The sequence below is a fragment of the Streptomyces sp. V4I2 genome, assembly GCF_030817655.1.
Taxonomy (GTDB): domain Bacteria; phylum Actinomycetota; class Actinomycetes; order Streptomycetales; family Streptomycetaceae; genus Streptomyces; species Streptomyces plumbiresistens.
The window spans coordinates 7,935,437-7,950,143 of sequence record NZ_JAUSZM010000003.1; the positions used below are offsets into that span (position 1 = coordinate 7,935,437).

Annotated in this window: 13 protein-coding genes; 5 read left to right on the top strand and 8 right to left on the bottom strand. The window is 70.3% G+C overall.

Annotated features, from left to right (window positions below):
• Positions 1 to 84 precede the first annotated feature (84 nt).
• From QFZ76_RS37330 to QFZ76_RS37350, 5 genes are all read left to right on the top strand, one after another.
• Positions 85 to 1,056, top strand: coding sequence for an ROK family protein (locus QFZ76_RS37330; RefSeq protein ID WP_307677806.1), 972 nt, complete (start codon positions 85 to 87; stop codon positions 1,054 to 1,056).
• A 275-nt stretch (positions 1,057 to 1,331) separates the two neighbouring features.
• Positions 1,332 to 3,008 (top strand): glycoside hydrolase family 13 protein, encoded by a 1,677-nt coding sequence (locus tag QFZ76_RS37335; protein WP_307677807.1) that lies wholly within the window; start codon positions 1,332 to 1,334, stop codon positions 3,006 to 3,008.
• Between the two features lie 67 nt (positions 3,009 to 3,075).
• Entirely contained in the window at positions 3,076 to 4,428 is a 1,353-nt protein-coding gene (locus tag QFZ76_RS37340) for an ABC transporter substrate-binding protein (RefSeq protein WP_307677808.1), read from the top strand.
• A gap of 7 nt (positions 4,429 to 4,435) precedes the next feature.
• Positions 4,436 to 5,812 (top strand): carbohydrate ABC transporter permease, encoded by a 1,377-nt coding sequence (locus QFZ76_RS37345; protein WP_307677809.1) that lies wholly within the window; start codon positions 4,436 to 4,438, stop codon positions 5,810 to 5,812.
• Positions 5,809 to 6,729, top strand: coding sequence for a carbohydrate ABC transporter permease (locus tag QFZ76_RS37350; RefSeq protein ID WP_373464407.1), 921 nt, complete (start codon positions 5,809 to 5,811; stop codon positions 6,727 to 6,729). Before QFZ76_RS37345 ends, QFZ76_RS37350 begins: the two co-directional genes overlap by 4 nt.
• A 58-nt stretch (positions 6,730 to 6,787) precedes the next feature.
• On the opposite strand, the gene QFZ76_RS37355 is transcribed toward QFZ76_RS37350, so the two are convergent.
• The 8 genes from QFZ76_RS37355 to QFZ76_RS37390 form a co-directional block, all read right to left on the bottom strand.
• Positions 6,788 to 7,669: a metal ABC transporter permease gene (locus QFZ76_RS37355; protein ID WP_307677810.1), complete on the bottom strand. Its 882-nt coding sequence runs from the start codon at positions 7,667 to 7,669 to the stop codon at positions 6,788 to 6,790.
• Positions 7,666 to 8,472, bottom strand: coding sequence for a metal ABC transporter ATP-binding protein (locus QFZ76_RS37360; RefSeq protein ID WP_307680236.1), 807 nt, complete (start codon positions 8,470 to 8,472; stop codon positions 7,666 to 7,668). The genes QFZ76_RS37355 and QFZ76_RS37360 overlap by 4 nt, the downstream gene beginning before the upstream one ends.
• A gap of 59 nt (positions 8,473 to 8,531) precedes the next feature.
• Positions 8,532 to 9,470, bottom strand: a complete 939-nt coding sequence (locus QFZ76_RS37365) for a metal ABC transporter solute-binding protein, Zn/Mn family (RefSeq protein WP_307677811.1) — start codon at positions 9,468 to 9,470, stop codon at positions 8,532 to 8,534.
• A gap of 153 nt (positions 9,471 to 9,623) precedes the next feature.
• A complete protein-coding gene (locus tag QFZ76_RS37370) occupies positions 9,624 to 10,073 on the bottom strand; it encodes a Fur family transcriptional regulator (RefSeq protein ID WP_307677812.1) in 450 nt (149 codons plus the stop codon).
• Positions 10,074 to 10,135: 62 nt separating this feature from the next.
• On the bottom strand, positions 10,136 to 10,528 hold the full coding sequence (locus tag QFZ76_RS37375; RefSeq protein ID WP_307677813.1) for an SCO5389 family protein: 393 nt from the start codon (positions 10,526 to 10,528) through the stop codon (positions 10,136 to 10,138).
• 98 nt (positions 10,529 to 10,626) lie between these two features.
• Positions 10,627 to 11,586 carry an ATP-binding protein gene (locus QFZ76_RS37380; RefSeq protein WP_307677814.1) on the bottom strand — a complete coding sequence of 320 codons (960 nt, stop codon included), beginning with the start codon at positions 11,584 to 11,586 and terminating at the stop codon, positions 10,627 to 10,629.
• A 372-nt stretch (positions 11,587 to 11,958) separates the two neighbouring features.
• Positions 11,959 to 14,184, bottom strand: a complete 2,226-nt coding sequence (gene katG, locus QFZ76_RS37385; RefSeq protein WP_307677815.1) for a catalase/peroxidase HPI — start codon at positions 14,182 to 14,184, stop codon at positions 11,959 to 11,961.
• 45 nt (positions 14,185 to 14,229) lie between these two features.
• Complete coding sequence (locus QFZ76_RS37390; protein ID WP_307677816.1) at positions 14,230 to 14,685, bottom strand: Fur family transcriptional regulator; 456 nt, start codon at positions 14,683 to 14,685, stop codon at positions 14,230 to 14,232.
• Between the last annotated feature and the right edge of the window lie 22 nt (positions 14,686 to 14,707).

The window sequence follows — 14,707 nt, forward strand, 5'->3', positions numbered from 1 at the left end:
CTCAACCGATTGACTGGACGATGTGCGCGGCCTAGCTTCCCGTTAAGTCTATACAGGCAATACTGATGCTGATCAGGAGTTCGCATGGTCGTGACCAGGGGCGGTCCTCGCCCCGAAGGGTCCGCCCTGGGGGTGGACATCGGGGGCACGAACATCAAGTGGGTGCACCGGGCCGGCGCGGCCGTCGTCGCACGGGGCACGCTGCCGACACCCGCCGCCGGACCCGTGCGGGTCGCCGCCGCCATCGCCGAGATCGCGGGCGCACACACCGTCGAGGCCGTCGGCGTAACACTGCCCGGTCACCTGAGCCCGGACCTTCGCTCCACCACCACCATCCCGAACCTCGACGGCGACTGGCAGGGCTTCCCGCTGGCGGACACGATCGAGCGCGCGACCGCGAAGCCCGTCCTGCTGATGAACGACGCACGCGCGTTCGCCTCCGCGGAGCTCGCTCTGGGCTCCGCGCGCGGTCACACCGACGTGCTGTTCATGACCATGGGCACCGGAATAGGCGGTGCGATCGCCCTGGGCGGCAACGTACTGCGCGGGCCCGGCGACAGAATCGGCGAAATCGGGCACATGACCGCCGAGCCGGGTGGCGACCTCTGCGGATGCGGGGCCCGCGGCTGCCTGGAGACAGTGGCGGGCGGCCGGGCACTCGCGGCCCTCTGGTCCCGGGCCCTCACCTCTCGCGGAACCGGGAACCAGGACCGGCCGGCGACTCCCGAAGACCTGGTCCGGGCCGCCCGGTCGGGCGACACCACGGCCCGGGAGGTCCTCGATGCCGCCGCCACGGCCGTGGGCACGGTACTGGGGAGCGTGCTGGCCCAACTCGGCCTCTCGACCGTTGTCGTCGGCGGTGGCGTCGCGCCTGCCTTCGACGTGATGCGACCGGCCGTCGAGCTCAAGCTGCGCGACCGCCGGACACTGATCGGACCGGTGACACTCCTGGCCGCCGAACTCGGCCCGCACGCCGGCGCGATGGGGGCGGCCCTGAACGCCACGGCGCAGCCCCTCGCCACCGCTTCGACGCTGCCTCGGTTAGCCGTGAGCTGACGGCCTTCCGCACCCGTCGGTCGAACAGCCTGCGTCCCTGCCGGCGGGTGCAGCGACTGCCGCATCGCCTTTCGTCCCACCCGGCGGGCGGGCATGCCCGGCGACCCGGCTCCGGCCGCCGAGGACATCCGTGTCCGCGATTTCCTCGCCCCTGCTTCTCGACGTGCCTTCCCACCCGCCGTCCACAGCGCGGGATCAGGCGCCCTGTCCACCGGCCGCCCTTCTCCCAACGCGGCGGCCGGTCTCCCTCAAGCCCAGCCCAGGATGGTTTCCCGATGATCGACGCATACGTCGACGACGGCTCGGTGCAGAACGAACCGGGCCCCTCCGAGCGGTCCCGGCACACCGCGCGACAACAGTGGTGGCGCACGGCCGTCATCTACGAGGTGTACGTCCGCAGCTTCCTCGACAGCACGGGGGACGGCATCGGCGACCTGGCCGGTGTCCGTGCGGGCCTGCCGTACCTCGAGCGACTCGGTGTCGACGGCATCTGGCTCAACCCGTTCTATCCCTCTCCGCAGTACGACCACGGCTACGACGTCGCCGACTACTGCGACGTGGACCCGGTCTACGGAGACCTGGCGGAGTTCGGCCGCCTGGTGGACGACGCGCACCGCCTGGGGTTCAAGGTGCTCATCGACATCGTCCCCAACCACTGTTCCAGCAAGCACCCCTGGTTCCTCCAGGCCCTGGCCGAAGGCCCGGACAGCGGCCGGGACCGATCCCGTTTTCACTTCGCCGAGGGCCGTGGCAAGGGAGGCGAACTGCCGCCCAACAACTGGTACTCGATGTTCGGCGGGCCCGCCTGGACCCGGGTCACCGAGCCCGACGGCACGCCGGGCCAGTGGTACCTGCACCTGTTCGGGCCGGAGCAGCCCGACCTGAACTGGCGCAACCCCGAGGTCGGCGGCTACTTCGAGCAGGTACTGCGGTTCTGGCTGGACCGCGGCGTCGACGGGTTCCGTATCGACGTGGCCACCGGCCTCTTCAAGCATCCCGGACTGCCGGACTCCCCGGACCCGGCGGCCGACGCGCGGGCCCGCGACACGGTCAACCCCCTGGCGTGGAACCAGCCCGAGACACACGGTGTCTGGCGCACCTGGCGTGCCGTCTGCGAGGAGTACACCGCCCGGGACGGCGTCGACCGGCTGCTCGTCGGAGAGGTGTCGGTACGCACCCCGGCAGAGCAGGCCGCCTACGTCCGCCCGGACGAGCTCCATCAGGCGTTCTTCTTCCACATGCTGACGGCCCCGTGGGACGCCGCCACCTTCCGCCGGGTCATCCAGGACGCGCTGCGGGACATCGCCGACACCGGCTCGACCATCACCTGGGTGCTCAACAACCACGATCAGGTCCGCACCGTCACCCGGTACGCGGCCGCGGCCCGTGCTCGCGCCGCCGCGCTGCTGATGCTCTCCCTGCCCGGCGCCGCCTACGTCTACCAGGGCGAGGAGCTCGGCCTGCCGGAGGTCGTCGACCTGCCGGACGAGGTGCTCACCGATCCGATCTTCCACCGCAGCGGCAGCCGCGTGGGAATACGGGACGGCTGCCGCGTGCCCCTGCCGTGGTCGGGTCACCTGTCCCCGTTCGGATTCACCTCGGGTGAAGGCGTCGCCGAGCCGTGGCTGCCCCAGCCCGCCTGGTTCGCCGCGCACACCACCGAACGGCTCATGGCCGACCCGGAATCCTTCTGGCACCTCTACCACGACGCGCTCCGGCTGCGCGCGAGCCTGCCGTCGCTCGGCAACGGGACCCTTCGCTGGCTGGAATCTCCGCCGCAGGTCCTGGCCTTCGTCCGCGGTGACGGGCTGGTGTGCGCCGTCAACTTCGGCGACGTCCCTTCTCCCGCCCCGGTCCCCGGCACGCCACTTCTCGCGAGCGGTCCCTGCCCGCCCGGGACCCTCCCGGGCAGCACGGCCGCCTGGTGGGCGGCCGACGGTCTCGCGGTCTGACCCCGCTGTCCCTCGCCACCTGTTCTTTCCGTCTTGTTCTTTCCATCTCTCACAAAGGAGTGACCCGATGAATGGCAGAGCGGCAGCACTGACGGCCGTCACCGTCCTGATGATCGGGGCCGCGGGATGCGGCTCCTCGGACGAGGACGCCGCCGGCACCCCTGGGGCCACCGCCAAAGACGCCTCCACGCTGAACCTGCCCCGGCTCGACGGGCAGAGCCTGCAGGTGGCCGGCGTCTGGACCGGCGCCGAGCAGAAGAACTTCCTCAAGGTACTGGCCCGCTTCGACAAGCTGACGGGAGCGAAGACCACCTTCGTGCCCACCGGCGACAACGTGTCGACCTTCGTCGGCAGCAAGATCCAGGGCGGCGCTCCGCCGGACGTGGCCCTGCTGCCCCAGCCCGGCGTGCTCCAGCAGTTCGCCGAAGCCGGCTGGCTCAAGCCGCTCCAGCCGGACGTGACCAAGGAGCTGAACGAGAACTACAGCAAGGTCTGGCGGGACCTCGGCACCTACAAGAACACTCCGTACGGCGTCTTCTTCAAGGTCACCAACAAGTCGCTGTTCTGGTACAACACCGCGGCCTGGGAGCAGGCCGGACTGACCACCGCCCCCGCCACCTGGGAGCAGTTGCTCAAGGACGGCCAGACACTCTCCGACTCCGGCACCCCTCCGTTCTCCATAGGCGGCGGCGACGGCTGGGTCCTGACCGACTGGTTCGAGAACATCTACCTCAGCCAGGCCGGCCCGGCGATGTACGACAAGTTGACGAAGTACCAGATCAAGTGGACTGACCCCTCGGTGACGAAGGCGCTGACGACGCTGGGCCGGCTCTTCGGCAGGCCGGACCTGATCGCCGGAGGCACCCGCGGGGCGCTGCAGACCGACTTCCCCACCTCGGTCGGCCAGGTCTTCGCCAAGCCGCCCAAGGCGGCGCTGGTCTACGAGGGCGAGTTCATCGCCACCAACATCACCCAGGAGACCACGGCCAAGGTCGGCACCGACGCCAAGGTCTTCCCCTTCCCGTCCGTGGACGGCGGTAAGGCACCGGTGCTGAGCAGCGGCGACGTCGCGGTCGCACTCAAGGACGGCGAGGGCGCGCAGGCGCTGATGCGCTTCCTGGTCTCTCCCGAGGCGGCGGCGATCGACGTGCAGCAGGGCGGTTTCCTGTCACCGAACAAGGCGGTCGCCTTCTCCAACTACCGCGACGACATCGTGCGGGACATAGCGAAGAACCTGATCAAGGCGGGCGACAACATCCGGGTCGACATGTCCGATCAGGCGCCGGCCGCGTTCGGCGGAACGAAGGGACAAGGCGAGTGGAAGGACCTGCAGGACTTCCTCGCCAAGCCCTCCGACGTCGCGGGCGCGCAGAAGCAGCTTGAGGCGGACGCCGCGAAGGCGTTCGCCAAGGCGGGCTGAGGCAGTCGTGTCACAGACCCTTTCCCCTCCGTCCCCCGCCGCCCCCGCGGCGGCGGGGGCACCGCCCCGCCGCAGGGGGAGGACGCCCCGAGGCCGTACGTGGGTCGCGGCGTTCTTCCTGCTGCCCGCGCTGGTTCTGCTCGGGGCGCTCGTGGTGTATCCGATCGTGTGGTCGGTCGTGCGCAGTCTCTTCGGCCCCGACGGCTTCACCGACTTCGTCGGGCTGTCCAACTACACCGGCGTCTTCACCGACCACCAGACTCTCGTCGCCCTCCGGAACAACGCGATCTGGGTCGTGGTCGCACCCGTCGCGGCCACCGGGCTCGGCCTGATCTTCGCCGTGCTCACCGAACGGATCCGCTGGGGCACCGCGTTCAAACTGGTCGTCTTCATGCCGATGGCCATCTCCATGCTGGCCGCCGGCATCATCTTCCGGCTGGTCTACGACCAGGACCCCGGCAAGGGCGTGGCCAACGCGATGGTGACCGGCGTCCACGACACCTTCTTCAAGGCATCGGCGTACCCCGGGGCCCATCCGAGGGTGGCAGGCCCCGGCAGCCCCCTGACGGGCCCGGTCGGCGGCCCCTACACCGGCAGGCCCGTCAGCCCCGGTGACGTTCCGGCCGCGCTGGCTCTCGTCGGAGTGCAGCCCAGCACCCTGACCGGCGCGACGCAGGCCGCGGCACCGAGTGCCTGCCCGCGCGGCGCGTTGTGCGGCACGGTCTGGCTGGACTTCCAGCCGGGCGGCGGCACTCCCGGGAAGATCGACCCGGGGGAGAAGGCACTGGCCGGCGTCCGGGTCGAGGCTGTGCGTGACGGTCGGGTGCTCGCCACGGCGACCGCCGACAAGGACGGCACCTTCACTCTGCCCGCGTCCCGGATCGGCGCCTCACCGATTCAACTGCGCCTGCCCGCGACGAACTTCACCGCCCAGTACGCGGGTGTCGACTGGCTCGGTCCGACCCTGGTCACCTGGTCGATCATCGGCGCCTACGTCTGGATGTGGACCGGCTTCGCCATGGTGCTCATCGCTGCCGGACTGGCCGGGATACCGCGGGAGTTGCTGGAGGCCGCACGTGTGGACGGCGCGAAGGAGTGGCAGGTCTTCCGCCGCATCACGGTGCCGCTCCTGGCGCCGGTGCTGGGCGTGGTCCTGGTCACGCTGGTGATCAACGTGCTGAAGATCTTCGACCTGGTGTACGTCATCGCGCCCGGAGCCAGCCAGCAGGACGCGAACGTACTGGCCCTGCAGCTCTACCTGTCCTCCTTCGGCGGCGGCAACGACCAGGGCACCGGCAGCGCGCTCGCCGTACTCCTGCTCGCCCTGGTCGCGCCGGTCATGTTCCTCAACATCAAGCGGTTCCGAAAGGAGAAGTCACGGTGACCACCCTTCAGACCGCCGAGGCCGCGCAGACCTTTCGGGCTCCCGGGACCGCCTCCGGCCGCACGGGGCCGGGCGCTGCCACGCGTGCGGCTCGTCGGCTGGCCGGCGGATCCACCAGGCTCGTCCTGCTGGTCGTCGCCCTGTTCTGGCTGCTGCCCACCGTCGGCCTGCTGCTCTCCTCGCTGCGCGGGCCACTGGACATCCAGGAGTCCGGCTGGTGGACGGTCCTCACCAAGCCCGCGCAGCTGACCCTGCACAACTACACCAACCTGCTGGACGACCCGACGATCACGCGTTCGTTCCTGAACAGTCTGCTGATCACTGTCCCGGCCACGCTGCTGGTCGTGGTCATCGGCTCGCTCGCCGGGTACGTTTTCGCATGGGTCGAATTCCCGGGCCGGGACTGGGTTTTCCTGCTCGTCGTCGGCCTGCTCGTGGTGCCGCTGCAGGTCGCGCTGGTGCCGATCACCAGCCTGTTCGGGAAGCTCGGGATCTTCGGCAGCATCGTCAGCGTCGTCCTCTTCCACGTCGCTTTCGGTCTGCCGTTCGCGATCTTCCTGCTTCGGAACTTCTTCGCGGAGATCCCGCGCGAACTCCTGGAGGCCGCCCGTCTCGACGGTGCGGGCGAGTTGTGGCTCTTCGTCCGAGTGGTGGTTCCGCTGGGCGGGCCGGCGATAGCCTCGCTCGGCATCTTCCAGTTCCTGTGGGTCTGGAACGACATGCTCGTGGCGCTCATCTTCGCCGACCCGGGCTCAGCGCCGCTCACCGTTGCCCTGCAACAGCAGACCCGCCAGTTCGGCACCAATATCGACGTCCTGTCCTCCGGCGCCTTCCTCTCCATGATCATCCCGCTGGTGGTCTTCTTCGCCTTCCAGCGGCAGTTCGTCAACGGCGTCATGGCAGGAGCGCTGAAGTAGCCGGCCGTCCTCGTGTCTCCGGGCCCGCATCGCGTGGAGTCACCCACCTGATGGAGCGTCAGGCAGGCTGCGCCGCAGTCCTTCTGGCTCCCCATCGCCGGGTGCGGTACCTGCCCGCGATGCGGCAGGCGGCGTAGATCGTGAACGAGATCGTCGTGACGTAGGGGCTGATGGGAATGCTGCCGCCCAGGGCCAGCAGGATGCCGCCCTCGATCGAGGCCACGGCGAAGAGCACGCTGAGCACCGGCAGCATGACCGGCGACGCGGTGATGCGGGCGGCGGCCGCGGCGGGGGTGACCAGGAGACTGAGGACCAGCAGGGCGCCGACGATCTGCACCGAGAGGGCGACGGCGAGTCCGAGCACGATCATGAAGGCGAAGGACAGGGCGCGCACCGGTACGCCGCGGGCCTCGGCGACGTCCGGGTCGGCGCTGGCGAAGGTCAGCGGGCGCCACATGATCGTCAGGGCGAGAAGGACGACGGCGGACGTGCCGAGCAGCCAGGTCATCTGAGGGGTGTCGACGGCGACGATCTGGCCGGTGAGCAGGCCGAACTTGTTGGCCGCCCGGCCCTTGTAGAGGGCGAGGAAGAGCACGCCGAGGCCGAGGCCGAACGGCATGATGATGCCGATCACCGAGTTGCGGTCGCGGGCCCGGGCGCCCAGGACGCCGATCACGCCGGCCGCCAGGAGCGAGCCGACGATCGAGCCCGCCACGACGTTCACCTCGAGGAGCAGGGCCGCCGAAGCTCCGGCGAAGGACAACTCGCTGATGCCGTGCACCGCGAAGGGCAGGTCGCGCATGATGACGAAGACCCCGGCGAGGCCGCCGACGAGGCCGAGCGCGGCACCGGCGACGAGGGAGTTGCGGACCAGCGCCAGGAGTTCGCCGTAGTTGTCGAAGCTGAAGATCTGCTGCCAGACCCCGTCGGTGAGCGTCATGGGCGTACTTCCTCGGGCTGTTGGGCGTGGTGCGGTGGCGTGGCCGGGTCGTCGGGGGCTCCGACGACCACGACGCGGCCGTGGACGCGGACGACGTCGACCCGGGTGCCGTACAGCCGCGACAGCGACTCGGAGGTGAGGACCTCCTCCGGGGTGCCGACCCGGTGACTGCCGCGGGCCAGGTACAGCACCCGGTCCACCAGGCCGAGCACCGGGTTGATCTCGTGGGTCACGAAGACCACGGCCGTGCCGTGCGAGCGGCGGCGGGCGTCGACCAGTTCGGTGACGGCCCGCTGGTGGTTCAGGTCGAGCGAGAGCAGCGGCTCGTCGCACAGCAGGATGCGCGGGTCGGTGGCCAGGGCCTGGCCGATGCGCACGCGCTGCCGTTCGCCTCCGGACAGCAGGCCGAGCGGGACGTCGGCGTACGCGGACGCGCCGACCGAGGCGAGGATCTCGTCCACCCGGTGGCGGACGGCGGCCGTGCGCAGGCGCGGTCCGAAGCGGTGTCCGTCGATCCCGAAGCGTACGAGATCACGGGCGCGCAGCATCGCCTGCGCGGACAACTCCGCCTGCTGGGGGACGTAACCGAGGTGCCGGGCGGCCTCGCGGGGCGGGCGGCCGAGGACGGTCAGGGTGCCGCCGGACAGGGGCTGCCGGCCCAGCAGGGCCCGTACGAAGCTGGTCTTGCCCGAGCCGTTCGGCCCGAGCACGGCCACGAACTCCCCGGGCCGCACGTCCAGGTCGAGGCCCTGCCACACCACGCGCTCGCCGTAGGAGACGGCGGCCCCGCGCAGGCTGATCACCGCGCCGGCCCCCGGTTCCCCGTGCCGGGGCCGGGGCACCGGGGCCGCGCCCGGACGCCTCACTTGGCCAGCGCGCTCGCGAGCGCGTCGACGTTGGCGGTCATCCAGCCGAGGTAGTCCTTGCCCTCGGGCAGGGTCTCGGTCACCGGGACGACGGGGACGCCGGCCGCCTTCGCCGCGGCCTCGGCCTTCTCGGTCTGCGGCCCGGAGGTCTGCTCGTTGTAGACCAGCGCCTTGACCTCCTTGGCGCTGAACACGGCCAGCGTGGCCTGGAGGATCTTGGGGGAGACGTCGTCGCCCTCCTCGATGGCCTCGCTGAACTCCGCGGGCGTCCTGTTGACCAGACCGGCCGCGCCGAGCATGTACAGCGGCACGGGCTCGGTGATGGCCACGCCCTCACCGCCGTGCTCCTTCTTGATCGCGGCCTCCTTCGCCTCCAGCGGCTGGAGCTTCGCCTTGAAGGCCGTGGCGTTCTTGGTGAAGGTGGCCGCGTCGGCGGGGTCGGCCTTGCCGAGGGCGGCGGCCATGCGGTCGGCGAGCTTGGCGACGGTGGGGAAGTCGTACCAGACGTGCTCGTTGAGCTCGCCGCCCTTCGGGGCGGTCTTGCCGGAGACCTTGACGGCGTTGATCACCTCGGCGGAGGAGTTGCTGCTCTTGAGCATCCGGTCGACGAAGTCGTCGTAGCCGCCGCCGTTCTCGATGACGACCTTCGCCTTGGACAGCGTCAGCTGGTTCCGGGTGTCGGCCTCGTAGGAGTGGGGGTCCTGGTCGGGGTCGCTGATGAGCGAGGTGACGTCGACCTTCGCGCCGCCTATCTGCTCGACGATGTCGCCGTAGACGTTGGTCGAGGCGACCACGGTGACCTTGGACGAGGCGACCGGTTCCTGCGAGCTGCTCCCGTCGCTGCCGGAGTCCGACGAATTGCCGCACCCTGCCAGGAGGGCCAGTGAGGCGCCGGTGAGCAGGGCGGCCAGGCGCCGGGACGGGGACGAGGGCATGGGTCCTCCACGACAGGGGGAACACGGATGTTCACGAGGGCTGGGACAAGCCCGGAGCGAGCCGGGCAGGCGCCACGCTAGATGGAAATGAATGTCAAGAACATGGCCGATTCCGATCCATATGAAAACCATTGCCAAGACTTGGCACGTCCGCTACGGCCGTGAAGGGGCCGCGTCCCGAGCGGGGCGCGGCCGGCAGCGATCGCAGATCCCGGTCAGTTCCACGGTGTGTTCGACCTCGGCAAACCCGGTGCTCTCGGCCACGCCGTCGGCCCAGCGCTCGACGGCGTCCGCGTCCACGGCCAGGCTCAGCCCGCAGCCGCGGCAGACGAGATAGTGGCGGTGCCCGTCGGTCGGGCGGGGGCGGTAGAGCCGCTCGCCGCCCTTGTCCCGTACGACGTCGACGTGCCCGGCCCGCTCCAGCATGCGCAGGGTCCGGTACACCGTGGTCAGCCCCACCGTGCCGCCCGTGTCGGCGAGCGCCTCGTGCAGCTCCTTCGCGGAGACGAACTCGGGGGAGTCGTGCAGCGCCCGCAGTACGGCGTTCCGCTGGCGGGTCGACCGCCAGGCGGGCGGCCGCTGGGTGGTCGACCCGTCATGCATGGCGCATGCCTCCGGTGACGGTGGGGCCTGACAAAGGGGGCGCGCCGCACGCGCCCGAGGGGTCAGCAGTCGCGGAACTCGGGGGACTGGTTGAGGATCTGGGACCGCAGAGAGGTGAAGCGCGTGTACGTCTCACCATCGCGGTCCTCGGGGCGGAACGCGGCGACGCGGTGGCAGTTCTGGAAGGCGAGGGCGACGCCGAAGTGCCGCTCCAGGCTGCCCCGGATCGCGTCGCTGGACAGCGCCCGCAGCAGTTGGCCGCGCTCCTCCTCGGAGGGCGGCGGCGTCTGGTTGTCGGCGAACACCGCGTCACCGGCGCGCAGTTCGCCTACCAGGCGGGCGATGAGGTCGTAGGCGTACGGCAGGGACGTGCGGACCGTTTCCACGAAGTCCTGCTCCCGCACCTCGCCGTTCTCGGCTTCGGCGAGCAGTTGCGGGGAGACGTCGAGCGACATGGTGTTTCCTGTCTGTTCGTTGTTCTGGCGGTGCTGTGGGGGCTGGAGGAGGGCTGGGGGGCTGAAGGGCTGGGGGAGGGGAGGGTGGCGCGGCAGCCTCAGGCGAAGGCCGCCAGCGCCGCCGGACCGTGTTGGAAGTCGGGGTCGACCTGGGCGGCCAGGTCCTGGCCCGTGGCCTCGTTGGCCCAGGCGGTGGCGTTGCGCAGGTGGAACTCGACGCCGTGCCGCTGGAACGCGGCCCAGTCCTTGGGGCGCGCGTCCACGGCCGCGCGCAGCCGGTCCAGGGTGCGCGCGTTGTGCGACTCCAGCTCGCCGGCGTCCCGGCCCTGTTCCTGGGCGCGTACGAAGGAGGACTGCTCGCAGTGGGCGACCAGGTCGGCGCCGACGTGCTCCCGGAGGAAGGCCAGGTCGTCCTCGCCGGTGACCTTGTTGCCGACCACCGCGACCGGGATGCCGAACTCGGCGGCGTGGTCGCGGTACTGGCGGTACACCGAGACGCTCTTGCGGGTCGGCTCGACGACCAGGAAGGTCATGTCGAAGCGCGTGAACAGGCCGGAGGCGAAGGCGTCGGCACCGGCCGTCATGTCGACGACGACGTACTCGCCGGGCCCGTCCACGAGGTGGTTGAGGTACAGCTCGACCGCACCGAGCTTGGAGTGGTAGCAGGCCACGCCCAGGTCGCTCTCGCCGAAGGCGCCGGTGACCATCACGGGCACCCCGCCGACCTCCTGCACGTGGTGGGTGTGGATCTCGTCGTCGCCCAGCAGCCGCACCAGGCGGGAGCCGCGACCGGGCGGAGTCGTCTTGACCATGGCGTCGCGGGACGCGATCCGCGGGTTCGTGCCCCGCAGGTAGTCCTTGATCTCACCGGTCCGCGCGCTGAGCGGCGGCGCGGCGAAGAACTCGTCCTCGTCGAGACCGAGCGCGTACGCCAGGTGCTGGTTGATGTCGCCGTCGATGGCGACGACGGGCGCGCCGGAGCGGGCCAGGTGACGGGAGAAGAGGGCGGACAGGGTGGTCTTGCCGCTGCCGCCCTTGCCGACGAAGGCGATGCGCATGGCTAACCGGCCCTATTGGAAATGGATGTCATGCGCATAGGTTGCGGAGGGAGCGGCGGGGGTGTCAAATTGCCGCCCCTTGAAGTGCTCATCCTTTGCTGAGAGTTGGGGCTGCGACTCCGGCCGGGTGGCGCGTGTGCGCGGGGGTGAGTCTGGGTGGATGTGCGGCGGAACGCTGGCCGGCCGGGACCGTCGTACGGCTCGGGTCGCTCGTCACCGCGGCACGTCGCTCGCCTCAACCGAGTGAGCAGGGGCGGGTCGGGCGCGACCCCCGTCACATGGCGATGCCCGGACCGGCCCCTGCGGGCCGGCCCGGGCATCATCCGTGAGATCAGACAGGTCGGATCACACAGACCGCACAGATCAGGCAGATCAGATCAGGTCGAACCGGTCCAGGTTCGAGACCTTGACCCACGCCGCGACGAAGTCGTTCACGAACTTCTCCTTCGCGTCGTCGCTCGCGTAGACCTCGGCGAGGGCGCGCAGCTCGGAGTTGGAGCCGAACACCAGGTCGGCACGGGTGCCGGTCCACTTGACCTCGCCGGTGGCGGCGTCGCGGCCCTCGAAGGTGGTCTGGTCCGCCGAGGTGGAGCTCCACGTCGTACCCAGGTCGAGCAGGTTGACGAAGAAGTCGTTCGTCAGGGTCCCGGGAGTGTCGGTGAAGACGCCGTGCGACGACTGCCCGTGGTTCGCACCGAGAACGCGCAGGCCGCCGACGAGGACGGTCAGCTCGGGGGCACTCAGGGTGAGCAGGTTCGCCTTGTCGAGCAGCAGGTACTCGGCCGGCAGGCGGTTGCCCTTGCCGACGTAGTTGCGGAACCCGTCGGCGGTCGGCTCGAGCGCGGCGAACGACTCGACGTCCGTCTGCTCCTGCGTCGCGTCGACGCGGCCCGGCGTGAAGGGGACCTCGATGTCGAAGCCGGCGTCCTTGGCGGCCTTCTCGACGCCCGCCGCACCGGCGAGCACGATCAGGTCGGCGAGGGAGACCTGCTTGCCGCCGGACTGGGCGGCGTTGAAGGACTCCTGGATGCCCTCGAGGGTGCGCAGCGCCGAGACCAGCTGGTCGGGGTTGTTGACCTCCCAGCCGCTCTGCGGCTGCAGGCGGATGCGGGCGCCGTTGGCGCCGCCGCGCTTGTCGCTGCCACGGAAGGACGAGGCCGACGCCCACGCCGTGGACACCAGCTCGGAGACCGTGAGGTCCGAGGCGAGGATCTGGCTCTTGAGGGAGGCGATGTCCGCCGCGTCGACGAGCTCGTGCGTCACCTCCGGCAGCGGGTCCTGCCACAGCAGGGTCTCCGCAGGGACCTCCGGGCCGAGGTACAGCGACTTCGGGCCCAGGTCGCGGTGGGTCAGCTTGTACCAGGCGCGGGCGAAGGCGTCCGCGAACTCGGCCGGGTTCTCGTGGAAGCGGCGCGAGATCTCACCGTAGACCGGGTCGAAGCGCAGCGAGAGGTCGGTGGTGAGCATCGTGGGCAGACGCTTCTTCGACGGGTCGTGCGCGTCCGGGATGATCGCCTCGGCGTCCTTGGCCACCCACTGCTTGGCGCCGGCCGGGGACTCGGACAGCTCCCACTCGTAGCCGAAGAGGATGTCGAAGAAGTCGTTGCTCCACTGGGTGGGCTTGGTGGTCCAGGTGACCTCGAGACCGGAGGTGATGGCGTCGCCACCCTTGCCGGAGCCGTAGGTGGACTTCCAGCCCAGGCCCTGCTCCTCCATGGAGGCGGCCTCGGGGTCGTTGCCGACCGCGTCGGCCGGGCCCGCGCCGTGGGTCTTGCCGAAGGTGTGGCCACCGGCGATGAGGGCGACGGTCTCCTCGTCGTTCATCGCCATGCGGCGGAACGTCTCGCGGATGTCGCGGGCCGCGGCCAGCGGGTCCGGGTTGCCGTTGGGGCCCTCCGGGTTGACGTAGATGAGGCCCATCTGGACCGCGCCGAGCGGGTTCTCCAGCTCGCGGTCGCCGGTGTAGCGCTGGTCGTCGAGCCAGGTGGTCTCGGGACCCCAGTAGACGTCCTCGTCGGCCTCCCAGACGTCGGCGCGGCCGCCGCCGAAGCCGAAGGTCGTGAAGCCCATCGTCTCCAGCGCGACATTGCCCGTGAGGATCATGAGGTCGGCCCAGGAGATGGACTGGCCGTACTTCTTCTTCACCGGCCACAGCAGACGGCGGGCCTTGTCGAGGTTGCCGTTGTCCGGCCAGCTGTTCAGCGGCGCGAAGCGCTGCTGGCCACGGCCGCCACCGCCGCGGCCGTCGCTGATGCGGTAGGTGCCGGCGCTGTGCCAGGCCATGCGGATCATCAGCGGGCCGTAGTTGCCGAAGTCGGCGGGCCACCAGTCCTGCGAGGTGGTCAGCACCTCGGCGATGTCCTGTTTCACGGCCGCCAGGTCGAGGTTCTGGAACGCCTCGGCGTAGTCGAACGACTCACCGAGGGGGTTCGCGACGACCGGGTCCTTGGCAAGGATCTTCAGGTTGAGGCGCTCCGGCCACCACTGGCGGTTTCCGCCGCCCTGGGTCGGGTGCGCGGCGCGCCCGTGCGCGACCGGGCAGCCTCCGGCCTCCTCCGGCTTCGGGTCCGTGACGATCGCGTCATGGTTCTCGGTCATGGGGGAAATCCTTCCGAACGGGGTGGATCACATGCTCAGGAACGCTCAGGTACTGAGTGCGGTGGAAGCTGGGGAAGCGGTGGAACAGTCGGGGCACAGGCCCCAGTAGATGACCTCGGCCTCGTCGACCGAGAAGCCGTGGTCCTGGGCGGCGGTCAGACAGGGGGCGTGGCCGACCGCGCAGTCGACGTCGGCGACGACGCCGCACGACCGGCACACGAGGTGGTGGTGGTTGTCGCCGACGCGCCCTTCGAACCGGGCGGGGCTGCCCGGTGGCTCGATATGGCGTACAAGGCCCGCGGCGGTGAGTGCGTGCAGGGCCTCGTACACCGCTTGCAGCGAGATGTGGCCCACGCGGTCGCGCACCCCGGAGGCGATCGCCTCGACGCCGAGGTGGTCACCCTCCCGGACGGTCTCGAGGAGTGCGGCACGCGCGGCCGTCACCCGCAGACCCGCACCGCGGAGTTCCTCGGCAGTGGTCGAGGGCTGGGGTGAAGTCATGGCCTCAACCTACCCTCATTAA